Annotated in this window: 7 protein-coding genes; 5 read left to right on the top strand and 2 right to left on the bottom strand. The window is 65.6% G+C overall.

Going from position 1 to position 11400, the window contains the following annotated elements; genetic code table 11:
• A partial coding sequence (locus JHC57_RS18055; protein ID WP_294031766.1) for an Lrp/AsnC family transcriptional regulator occupies nucleotides 1–386 on the bottom strand: 386 nt, incomplete at its 3' end.
• A gap of 97 nt (nucleotides 387–483) precedes the next feature.
• Between JHC57_RS18055 and putA the strand changes: the two genes are divergently transcribed.
• Nucleotides 484–3579: a bifunctional proline dehydrogenase/L-glutamate gamma-semialdehyde dehydrogenase PutA gene (gene putA / locus JHC57_RS18050; protein WP_294031765.1), complete on the top strand. Its 3096-nt coding sequence runs from the start codon at nucleotides 484–486 to the stop codon at nucleotides 3577–3579.
• 197 nt (nucleotides 3580–3776) lie between these two features.
• Here the strand turns inward: putA and JHC57_RS18045 are convergent, their stop codons facing one another.
• A complete protein-coding gene (locus tag JHC57_RS18045; protein WP_294031763.1) occupies nucleotides 3777–4727 on the bottom strand; it encodes a tetratricopeptide repeat protein in 951 nt (316 codons plus the stop codon).
• A gap of 157 nt (nucleotides 4728–4884) precedes the next feature.
• Between JHC57_RS18045 and gdhA the strand changes: the two genes are divergently transcribed.
• The 4 genes from gdhA to JHC57_RS18025 all read left to right on the top strand — a co-directional run.
• The gene (gene gdhA / locus JHC57_RS18040) at nucleotides 4885–6240 is read left to right on the top strand and encodes an NADP-specific glutamate dehydrogenase (protein WP_294031762.1); all 1356 of its coding nucleotides are present in this window, start codon (nucleotides 4885–4887) and stop codon (nucleotides 6238–6240) included.
• 50 nt (nucleotides 6241–6290) lie between these two features.
• Nucleotides 6291–7724 (top strand): multiheme c-type cytochrome, encoded by a 1434-nt coding sequence (locus JHC57_RS18035; RefSeq protein ID WP_294031760.1) that lies wholly within the window; start codon nucleotides 6291–6293, stop codon nucleotides 7722–7724.
• Between the two features lie 4 nt (nucleotides 7725–7728).
• Nucleotides 7729–9705: a heme-binding protein gene (locus JHC57_RS18030; protein ID WP_294031758.1), complete on the top strand. Its 1977-nt coding sequence runs from the start codon at nucleotides 7729–7731 to the stop codon at nucleotides 9703–9705.
• A gap of 3 nt (nucleotides 9706–9708) precedes the next feature.
• On the top strand, nucleotides 9709–11400 hold a 1692-nt coding region (locus tag JHC57_RS18025), incomplete at its 3' end, for a hypothetical protein (RefSeq protein ID WP_294031757.1).

Genomic DNA, 11400 nt, shown 5'->3' with positions numbered 1-11400 from the left:
AGCACGATGCGATAGCGGCGGATGTCGGGGGTGCGGACCTTGAGCAGATAATCGAAGCTGCTCGCGATCATATGGCATTCCTCGACCTCGGGAATCTGCCGCACCGCTGTGTTGAACTGCTTGAGTGCTTCCTCGCGCGTGTCCGACAGCTTCACTTCGGTGAAAGCGACATGGTCGAGCCCGACCTTGGCCGGATCGACGATCGCGCGGAAGCCGACGATCAGCCCGCTGTCGACAAGGCGCTTCACTCGCTGCTGGCACGGCGTTTTCGACAGACCGACCTGCAACGCAAGCTCGGTAAAGGTGATCCGTCCATCGCGGCCCAGAATCGCGAGAATCTTGCGATCGAACTCATCCAGTTCGACTGTGGAAGGAGCATTTTTCATCCATATAGACTAGAATCAATCAAAAACTTGGTCAATTCATATATGAAACTTGCCAAAACAAGTCGGATCGACTTACGCCAATATGATATCAGGCGGCATGATCCAAAGCCCCGACCGCGCGCCCATCCGCGCCCTCGCCCGCCGCAGCGAATCCGACATCGTCGTCGAGTTGCGCAGCGCCCTCGCCACCTCGACCGCCAGCGTCGACGCCGTGACGCGGCGCGGGCTCGAACTGATCCGCAAGGCGAAGGCCGAGGGCGAGCGCGAGACGCTCGTCGCGCAGCTGATGAACCGCTATCGCCTGTCGACCGAAGAAGGCGTCGTGCTGATGTGCCTCGCCGAGGCGTTGCTGCGCGTTCCCGACAATGCGACCGCCAATGCGCTGATCCGCGACAAGATCGCCGGACGCCACTGGAAGGACGGCGAGGACGAGGACAGTCCGCTGATCGTCGCGCTCTCGTCGCGCGGCCTCTCGCTCGGATCGGCGACGCTGATGCTCGACGCGATGGGCAGCAAGGCGAACCCGCTGACGCTGCTGAAGTCGATGGTCCGCCGTTCGGGCGAACCGGTGATTCGCCAGGCAGCGCTCGCGGCGATGAAGCTGCTCGGCCAGCAGTTCGTGATGGGCGAGACGATCGACGCCGCCGTCAAGCGCGCCGACAAGGAGAAGTCCGAGCTTGCGAGCTTCGACATGCTCGGCGAAGCGGCGCGCACCGCGGAAGACGCGCAGCGCTATCACGAAAGCTATGCAAACGCGATCGCACGCATCGGCAAGGGTGCGAAGCCGGGCGACCCGCATGCCAACCACGGGATTTCGATCAAGCTGTCGGCGCTTCACCCGCGTTATGAATATCTGCAGCCGTCGCGTGTCCGCGACGAGTTGATCCCGAACGTCATTGCACTCGCCAAAGCCGCGCGCGCGGTAAACATTCCGCTGATGATCGACGCCGAGGAAAGCGATCGGCTCGAACCCCATATGGATGTGTTCGCGGCGCTGATCGACGCCGGCATCGCCGACGGCTGGACCGGGCTTGGCATCGTGATCCAGGCGTATCAGAAGCGCGCGCCGGCGGTGATCGACTGGCTTGCGAACCGCGCACGCACGCGCGGGGTCAAGCTGTCGATGCGCCTCGTCAAGGGCGCCTATTGGGATACCGAGATCAAGCGCGCGCAGACGATGGGGCTCGGTGATTTCCCGGTGTTCACGGCAAAGCTCCACACCGACCTCAACTATATGCGCTGCGCGCAGCTGCTCCGCGACTGCCAGGATTGCATCTATCCCGCCTTTGCGAGCCACAATGCGATGACGCTCGCCTTCGTGTCCGAGCTGTTCTCGGGCGCCGATTACGAGCTGCAGCGGCTGCATGGCATGGGCGAGGGGGCGCACGACGCCTTGGTCGCGCTCTTCCCGCCGCCCCGGCCGGTGCGCGTCTATGCGCCGGTCGGCACGCACCGCGACCTGCTCGCCTATCTCGTCCGTCGCCTGCTCGAAAATGGTGCGAACTCCAGCTTCGTCCACCAGTTCTCCGACCCCGGCGTCACCGCCGAACAGCTTGCGGTCGATCCGCGCAGCGTCGCGAGCGCTGCGGCGTCGAATATCGCGACCGGCCTCGGCCTCTTCGATCCGGTGCGGCGCAACTCGCGCGGCTATGATCTCGGCGATCCCGGCGTGCCCGAGGCGCTGGTCTCGGCGATCGGTGCCGCTCGTCGCGGCGACCTCGTCGCGGCTCCGCTCGTCGGCGGCATCGCACAGATCGGTAAGGCCGAGCCGGTGCGCAATCCCGCGACGGGTGCCGTCGTCGGGCAGGTGATCGAGGCCGACGCCGCGATGGTCGCCGATGCCGTCGTCGCGGCGCGCATGGCGCAGGACGACTGGAGCCTTGCCGGCGGCGCCTTCCGCGCCGAGCGGCTCGAACGCGCCGCCGACCTGCTCGAAGAACGCGATGCGCTCTTCCTCGGGCTCGCGATCGATGAAGCCGGCAAGACGCTCGTCGACGCCGTTGCCGAAGTGCGCGAGGCGGTCGATTTCCTGCGCTATTATGCGGCGCAAGCGCGCGCCGACTTCACCTGGCCGGTCGCGCTGCCCGGCCCGACGGGCGAACGCAACGAGCTGATGCTCGAGGGCAAGGGCGTCTTCGTCTGCATCAGCCCGTGGAACTTCCCGCTCGCGATTTTCCTGGGGCAAGTGTCGGCCGCGCTCGCCGCGGGCAACAGCGTGCTCGCGAAGCCCGCCGAGCAGACTCCGCTGATCGCCCACGCCGCGGTCGAGCTGCTGCTCGAAGCGGGGATTCCCGGCGACGTGCTCCACTATCTCCCCGGCCGTGGCGAGACCGTTGGTGCGGCGTTGACGAGCCAAGACGACATCATCGGCGTCGCCTTCACCGGCTCGACCGAGGTCGCGCGGATGATCAATCGCAGCCTCGCCGGTCGCGACGGTCCGATCGCGACGCTGATCGCCGAAACCGGCGGCGCCAATGCCATGATCGTCGATTCGACCGCGCTCCCCGAACAGGTCGCGCGCGATGCCGTTGCCTCGGCGTTCCAGTCCGCGGGGCAGCGCTGTTCGGCGCTGCGCCTGCTCTGCGTGCAGGAAGATGTCGCCGACACGATGATCGAGATGGTCGCGGGCGCGATGGCCGAACTCAACGTAGGCGATCCGTCGATCCTCGCGACCGACGTGGGCCCGATCATCGACGAAGAGGCGCGCGCGAATATCGCCGCCTATGTCGCCGAAGCGCGCGCCGCGGGCCGCGTGATCGCCGAAGCGGGGCGAACCACCCTGCCAGATGGCGGCCATTTTGTGGCTCCGGTCGCGATTCGTCTCGACCATGTGACCGATCTCAAGCGCGAAATCTTCGGGCCCGTGCTGCATGTCGCGACGTGGAAGGGCGGCGAACTCGACCAGCTCATCGATGCGATCAACACTTCGGGCTATGGCCTGACGCTCGGCGTCCATACGCGTATCGACGGCGTCGCCGCGCATATCGCGGCGCGCGCGGCGGTTGGCAACGTCTATGTCAACCGCAACCAGATCGGCGCGATCGTCGGATCGCAGCCGTTCGGCGGGCGCGGCCTGTCGGGCACCGGGCCCAAGGCCGGCGGCCCGCATTATCTGCACCGATTTGCCGAGGAAAAGTCGATCTCGACCGACATCACCGCAGCCGGCGGCAATGCGGCGCTGATGGCGGGATGAACTTCGAGGGGGTGTGATTTTCGGCGGCCCAGGCTTCAGCTGGAAACCACGAGGCCCGATACAGAGTGGACGGCTGTCCCGGGCAAATACGTCCGAAATCGTCTCGCGGCAATTTGCCGCGGCGACCTTATCATTATTGGCGCCCCCCGCAGCCCCTATGGCGTACCGCTTTGCCGGCGTCACGCCAATGGGTAATTTTACACCCCCGGCACGCCGAGCAACTGCGCCTGCGCTTTCAGTCGTCCCGCCGCGCCCGGGTTCGCCGCGATCCCGTCTTTCAATGCCTGTGCGGCCTTGGCCGTTTCGCCCAGCGTCATGCGGCTGCGCATCAGCATGATCCAGCGGTCGACGTCGGCCGGGTTGGCCTCGAGCTTGGCTTCGAGCCCGCTCACCATGCCCTCGATCATCTGGTCCTGCTGACCCTTCGGCAGCTGCGACGCGGCTTCCATATCGGCGCGGCTCGGGCCGGGAATTGCGCGTGCCGCGATGGGCATTTCATCGGCGGTCAGCGGCCGTGGGCTCGTGCTTGCTAGCCGCCCGGCGACGTCGATCTTGTGGATTTGCCCGACCTGCTCGATCGTCCGGCGCAAATCGGCCTCCCATGGTGCACCCTGCGGCGTGTCGGCGAGCAGCGCGAACCAGTCCTCGATCGCGCCCCCGTGATCGCCGCCGATGTCCTTTTTCACAGCGAGGAAATAGCGCGCACGCGGATCCTTGGCATCGAGCGCGATTGCCTTGTCGAAGGCTTGCAAAGCGGCGGCCGGCATCGGGTCGCTATCGCTCCCCATCACCCGCGCTTCGCCGAGCGCCGACCAGAGTCCGGCCGATTCGGGCGATAGCGCAACTGCCTTTTCATAAGCTGCGGTCGCGCCCGCAAAATCGCCGAGGTCGAATTTCGCGGCGCCGAGCGCGGTCCACGCGTCGGCGCTGCCGGGCTCGCGCCGCGTCCGTGCTTCGAGTCCGGCGAGCTGGTCGGAGGGTGCTCCGGCCGCCTCGGGGACCGGAGCCGCATCCGAAGAGCCGGAATCACGCCAGATCGCATAGCCGATCGTGGCGGCAAGGAGGATGAAGGCGGCAACCAGTATCGCGCGGTTGGTGCCGGTCATCCCACCTGTCTTGCCGCCCCCCAAATCCTTGCTCTCGCTCATTTTGCCCCCTCGTGCGACGCGCGAAAAAAATACCGGCTGTGCGCGCGGTCATATTGCCTTTGCTTGGTGATTGTGTAGCCTTTGATCCACGAGGTCGGTCAACGATAAAAATCGTCAGGGGTCGCACCGGCTTTCCCAGTCATCAGGGGAGGGGTGCATGGCAGTTTCGGATCACGTCGACTTTGCGACGTTCATGGAAGGCGTAAAACGGCGTAACCCGGGGCAACCCGAGTTCGTCCAGGCGGTGCAGGAGGTGTCCGAGGACATTTTCGATTTCATCGCCGACAAGGAAGAATATCACGCGCAGCAGATCTTGCGGCGCATCGCCGAGCCCGACCGGGTCGTGTCCTTCCGCGTCTGCTGGGAGGACGACAACGGCAACATCCGCGTTCAGCGCGGCTGGCGCGTCCAGAACAACAACGCCATCGGCCCCTATAAGGGCGGCATCCGTTTCCACCCGAGCGTCACTGAAAGCGTGCTCAAATTCCTCGCGTTCGAACAGACATTCAAGAATGCGTTGACCGGCCTGCCGATGGGCGGCGGCAAGGGCGGGTCGAACTTCAACCCCAAGGGCAAGAGCGTGCGCGAGATCATGCGCTTCTGCCAGAGCTTCATGACCGAGCTCTATCGCCACATCGGCGCGGATATCGATGTGCCCGCGGGCGATATCGGCGTTGGCGGGCGCGAGATCGGCTTCATGTTCGGCCAGTATAAACGCATCACCAACGAATTCACCGGCGTGCTCACCGGCAAGGGCCTCGAATGGGGCGGCTCGCTGATCCGCACCGAGGCGACGGGTTATGGCGCGGTATATTTCCTTGCGAACATGCTCGCGGCGAAGGGGCAGGATCTCGTCGGCAAAAGTGCGGTGATCTCGGGCTCCGGCAATGTCGCGACGCACGCCGCCGAAAAGATCGTCCAGCTGGGCGGCAAGGTGCTGACGCTGTCCGATTCGGGAGGCTTCATCCATGATCCAGACGGCATCACGCAGGAAAAGATCGACTGGGTGAAGGCGCACAAGACGCATCGTCGCGGCCGGATCGAGGAATATTGCGAAGAGTACAGGAGCGCGACCTTCACGCCGGGCAAGACTCCATGGGGCGTTCCCTGCGACGTCGCACTGCCCTGCGCGACGCAGAACGAGCTGCTTGGCGAGGATGCAAGGGAGCTGGTCGGCAATGGTTGCATCGCGGTCAGCGAGGGCGCGAACATGCCGACCAATCTCGAAGGCGTGCATCATTTCAGGGATGCGAAGATCATGTTCGCACCGGGCAAGGCGGCGAACGCCGGCGGCGTCGCGGTCTCCGGCCTCGAAATGAGCCAGAACAGCGGTCGCCGCGCGTGGAGCGAGGGCGAATTGCAGCAGATGCTCAAGGACATCATGGACGGTATCCACACGAGCTGCCTGACCTATGGCGATCAGGGCAATGGCTATATCGATTATGTGAAAGGCGCCAATATCGCGGGATTCAAGAAGGTTGCTGACGCGATGCTGGCATTCGGGGTGGTGTAATTCGGCTCAGGGCGTAAAAGCGCCGGGTTGGGGAAAAAGGGGTACTGCGGATGACGGCGCACGCTGGGAAGGAGCGCGGCGATCGGCCTTGGACGGCGTTTGCCGCCTTGGTGCTGATGCTGCTCGCGCTCGCCGTCGCGGCGTTCGTCTTCGCGCCGCCCGCCCGGTCGCAGGGTGAAAGCGGCGCGCGCTATACCGGCGTCGCCTCGTGCGCGGGCTCGACCTGTCACGGCCGGATGGAAGGCGACGGCACGGTTGTCCGTCAGGACGAGCTGATGAAATGGCAGGAGCCATCGACCCCCGGCGGCGCGCATAGCCGCGCCTGGGCGGTACTCAACAACAACCGCAGCCAGTTCATCGCGCGCAATCTGGGCATCGGCGATCCGGCGAAGGCGCAGATGTGTCTCGGTTGCCACAGCACCGCGGGTACGGCGCGCGCGGTTCCCGCCGAGGACGGCGTCGGCTGCGAATCATGCCACGGCCCCGCCGGTGGCTGGCTCGCGAGCCACTATGCCGGGGTCGGGACCAACGCCGATCCCGACCGCGAAATGCGCGACAAGCATCTCGCGAACCTGTCGGCGGGGCTGAAAAAGCTTGAGGATCCGGTGGTGCGCGCGGGCGTGTGCGTCGATTGCCATTTCGGGTCGGCGGCCGACGGGCAATTCGTCACCCACCGGATCATGGCGGCGGGGCATCCGCGCATCTCGTTCGAACTCGACCTCTTTTCGTCGCTGCAGGCGCATCATCAGGAGGATGCCGACTATGGCCGGCGCAAATTCGGCGCCGCGGGCCAGCGCACCGACCATGTCCGGATGTGGGCGGTCGGACAGGCGACCGCGATCGAACGCAGCCTCGCGCTGTTCCAGACGCGGCGCGGGACCGAGGGCATATTCCCCGAATTCTATTTTCTCGACTGCCACAGCTGCCACCGCCGCATCTTCGATCAGGCGAAGCCCGTGCGCACGGGACTCGACAATCCGGGACGCAACCTTCCCGAAGGCATGCCGGCCTATAATGACGAGAATCTGATCATGCTCGCCGCCGCCGCGCGCATGGCGTCGCCGTCGCTCGCCGACCAGCTCGCAGTGCGCACCGCGGCATTCCACAAGGCAATGGCAAGCGATCGCGCGAGCGCGGTACAGGCGGCGGCGCAGCTGTCGCAGACCGTCGCGGCGCTCAGGAGCGCCTTCGCCTCGCGCAGCTTCTCGGGCGCCGACGCCTTCGCGATGGTCGATGCGATCTCGGCGAAGGCGATCAGCGACCGCTACACCGATTATTCGGGATCGCAGCAGGCGGTGATGGGCGTCGACACGCTGCTCAACGCGATGGTGTCGTCGGGCCGCATCACCGTGGGCGCAGCAGCGGGCATCCGCGGCGACATCGACCGCGCCTATGCGGCGGTGAAGGATCCCAACGCCTACAAGCCGTCAGAATTCCAGGCATCGTTCGGCAGTGCCGTGCGCGCGATCGGGGCACTGCGGTAAGATCATGCGAAGCAAGAGCCATCTTTTCCGTTCGGCCGCCTTTGCCGCGATGGGCGCGCTGCTGCTGGCGTCGTGTGGCGGTGGCGGGGGTGGCGGCAGCACGCCGACGCCGACGCCCACACCGACCCCGACACCCACGCCGACGGGCGGTCTCTACACCCCGCCTGCCGCCGAGGCGCTGACCACGACCGACGTCGAACGCGTGCTCGCACAGGCGATATCGGAAGCGCAGGCGCGCGGCCTGCCGTCGGTGATCGCGGTGACCGACCGCGTTGGCAATGTCCTTGGCGTTTTTCGCATGAACGGCGCCCGCGCGACCGCGACCACCGCCCCGGCCCCAAACGGCATCAATATCGACGCGCAAAATGTGACCTTCCCTGCCGAGGGCGGCGCGATCGCAAAAGCGATAACCGGCGCATATCTTTCAAGCGGCGGCAACGCCTTCTCGACCCGCACCGCGAGCCAGATCGTGCAGGAACATTTTCCGCCCGCGCCCGGGGTGACCGCCGGGCTTGAAAGCGGCCCCCTGTTCGGCGTGCAGTTCAGCCAGCTGCCGTGCAGCGATCTCTCGACCCGCTTCGGTGCGGCGGGGGCGGCCGCGCTGATCGGACCGAAGCGTTCGCCGCTCGGTCTCGCCGCCGATCCCGGCGGCCTCCCGCTATACAAGAATGGCGTGCTCGTCGGCGGCGTCGGCGTGATGGGCGATGGCGTCTATGGCAGCGACGGCGACACCCGCGACGTCGACAACGACCCCGAGGAGTTCATCGCACTTGCCGGCACGCGCGGGTTCGAAGCGCCCTCGACGATCACCGCCGACAAGATCACCGTCGACGGAACGAGCCTGCGCTTTTCGGATGCAACCTTCGCCGGGGTGATGTCGAGTGGCAGCGCGAGTTTCGCGAGCCTCAACGGCGCCGCAGGCAATCTCGTCCCGGTCACCGGCTATGCCAATGCCGCGGTGACGGCGGGGATCGCCTATGGGACCGAGGCCTCGGGCATTCGCGCCTCGACCGCCGCCGAATTCTCGAACCGCGATGCCTTCGTCCTGACCGACGGCAGCGGCGCCAACCGTTACCCGATCCGCGCCGGCACCGATGGCGCGAGCAACAGCGCGCCGCTGACGCAGGCCGAAGCCCGCGCGGTGCTGGAGGACGCCTTCGCGGTGATGAGCCGCGCGCGCGCGCAGATCCGCCGTCCGCTGGACAGCCGGGCACAGGTGACGATCAGCATCGTCGATACGAACGGCGCGGTGCTCGGCATCGTGCGTTCACCCGACGCGCCGATCTTTGGCACCGACGTCAGTCTGCAAAAGGCGCGCACCGCCGCCTTCTTCTCGGGCGCGCAGGCGGGCGCCGAGCTCAATGCCAATGCGAGCGCCGACGTGCGCCAGTTCGTCGGTGCGACGCGGACGTTCCTGAACGATCCGGCCGCGCTGACGGGGACGATCGCCTTTGCCGATCGTTCGGGGGGCAATCTGTCGCGCCCCTATTTCCCCGATGGCGAGGTCGGTCGTCCGCATGGTCCGCTGTCGCGCCCGATCGCGCAATTCAATCCCTTCTCGACCGGTTTGCAGTCGGCGCTGATCATCGGCAATCTCGGCGCACACCTCGGCTTCGTTTCGGGCGCCAGTCCGACCGACACGCCGCAGCGCTGCACGACCCTGCCCGACGTCGCGCCGGGGCAGAACCGGCTGCAGAACGGTATCCAGATCTTTCCGGGTTCGGTCCCCATCTATCGTGGCAATCAACTGGTCGGTGCGATCGGTGTGTCGGGCGACGGCATCGATCAGGACGATATGATCAGCTTCCTTGGTGCGCATAACGGCGGTGCGCGCGTCGGCGGCATCGGCAATGCGCCCAAGGCTATTCGCGCGGATACGATTGTCGTGAACGTCGGTGCGGGGGTTCGCCTGCGCTATATCAGCTGCCCGTTCGCCCCCTTCCTCGACACGGCGAACCAGAATGTCTGCAACGGGCTATAGGCGATGATGACGGGGGGCAGCCTTTGGCCGGTCATCGCGACACTCGCGGCGCAGGGCGCGCCGGGGGGCGAGGCGTTGCCGCCGTCGCCCGCGCCCGAGGGCCCGCCGGTTGCTGGTGACGTCGCACCCGCCGAACAGCCCGCTGAAGAGCTGATCCCGCCACCACCGCCGGTCGACTGGCAGGAGATAGTCAAGGACGATCTCGTCACCGGGATTATCGAAGGCCGCCGCCGCCCCGGCTATCGCCCCGACCTCCCCGATGCGCTGACGCAGGACAATGTCGGCGCGCTGCGCCCGCCCCCGCCGCAGGCCTTTCCGGGGATGGAGGACCAGCTTCCGGTCCCCGACCGCTGGCGCCTGATCGAGACGCTCGGCGTGGTCAAGGAGCGCTGGTTCGACCCCTATCACCAGAACACCTACAAGGGCGACCGCGCGATCGATCGCAGCAAGGTCAAATGGCTGCCGATCGAGGGCGACGACTGGTTTTTCGTCGCCAATGCGGTCTCGGACACGGTTTTCGAACCGCGTACCTTCCCGATCCCCGTTGGTGTACAGACGACCGAGCGGCCCGGCAGCCTCGACGTGTTCGGCAAGGATCGCAGCTTCGTCTTTGCGCAGACTTTCATCACGGGCGCCGCGCTGATCAAGGGATCGACCGCGTTCAAGCCGCCCGACGTCGAATATCGCGTCACCCTTGCGTACCAGGCGAACTACGTCGACGTGCCCGAACGGCGCGTGCTCGACGTGCGCCCGTCGAAGGCAAGCCATCGCTATGACTCGTTCCTCGGCGTGCAGGAGCTGTTCGTCGACAAGCATCTTGGCAACACGTCCGACCGCTATGACTTTTATTCGGTCCGCCTCGGCATCCAGCCGTTCCAGAGCGATTTTCGCGGTTTCCTGTTCAACGACAGCCAGCTCGGCATCCGTCTGTTCGGCAACCGCGACAACAACCGCTTTCAATATAATCTCGCGGCCTTCTGGCGACTTGAAAAGGATACCAATAGCGGCCTCAACGACATCACCCAGACGCCGCGCAGCGATTTCGTCTTCACCGGCAATCTCTATCGACAGGATTTCCCGGTCGTCGGGCTGACCAGCCAGGTCAGCGTGACATACAATATGAACCGCGAAAAGAATGACGTGCAGATCGACCACAACGGCTTCCCGGTGCGGCCGGCGCTGCTCGGCGATCTGCGCGGACGCGAATATGACGTCGTCTATCTGGGCTACAGCGCCGACGGGCGCATCGGGCGGATCAACGTGACGGCGAGTTTCTATGCCGCGCTGGGCAAAGACCGGAACAGCTTCTTCACCAGCAAGCCTGCCGAGATTCGCGCGGGTTTCGGCGCGGTCGAGCTCAGCTACGATCATGACTGGATGCGCTTCCGCCTGTCGGGGCTTTACGCGACGGGTGATGGCGATCCGTATAACAAGACCGAAGGCGGCTTCGACGCGATCTTCGAGAATCCGATCTTCGGCGGCGCGGACACCAGCTACTGGATCCGCCAGACGATCCCGTTCGCGGGCGGCGGACGCGTGATTTCGATCAGCGGCCGCAACGGCATATTGAATTCGCTCCGCTCGTCGAAGGAAGAAGGGCAGTCGAATTTCAACAACCCCGGCACCGTCTTCATCGGCGCGGGCGCCGATTTCGACCTGACCCCCGAATTTCGCGTCAGCACCAATTTCAACCAT

The sequence above is a fragment of the Sphingopyxis sp. genome (assembly GCF_016463645.1).
GTDB lineage: Bacteria > Pseudomonadota > Alphaproteobacteria > Sphingomonadales > Sphingomonadaceae > Sphingopyxis.
Note: the sequence above shows the minus strand (reverse complement) of the source record. Positions and strands in the feature narration are given on the sequence as shown.